The sequence below is a fragment of the Lysobacter sp. GQ73 genome, from assembly GCF_059758755.1.
Genome location: NZ_JCAXEE010000024.1, coordinates 1 through 437 on the forward strand (window position 1 = coordinate 1; position 437 = coordinate 437).

The 437-nt window shown below is 70.0% G+C and carries 1 protein-coding gene; it reads right to left on the bottom strand.

Translation table 11 applies throughout. The features are described 5' to 3' along the window. Window positions 1-437: AMP-binding enzyme (locus tag AC6CH2_RS22500; RefSeq protein WP_498271160.1), on the bottom strand; the 437-nt coding region annotated here is incomplete at both ends.

A 437-nucleotide genomic window follows, 5' to 3' on the forward strand; every position in this document is an offset into this window, starting at 1 on the left:
TCGGCCAGGCTGCGCGACAGTTGCTCGCGCAGGCTCGCGGCCGACAGCTCGACGCCGTCAGCGGGGACGACGTAAGCGATCAGGCGCTTGTCGCCGCCCTCGCCTTCGCGCGCCACCACCACCGCTTCGCGCACGCCCTCGCAGGCCGCCAGCTTGCACTCGATCTCGCCGAGCTCGATGCGGAAGCCGCGGATCTTCACCTGGAAGTCGTTGCGCCCCAGGTATTCGATCGTACCGTCGGCGCGCCAGCGGCCGAGGTCGCCGGTCTTGTACATGCGCGCGGCTTCGTCGGCGACGAACGGATCGCGCACGAAACGCTCGGCGGTCAGCTCCGGACGATGCAGGTACCCGCGCGCCACGCCTTCGCCGCCGATGTACAACTCGCCGACCACGCCGACCGGCACCGGCTGCAGGTGCGCATCGACGATGTAGATGCG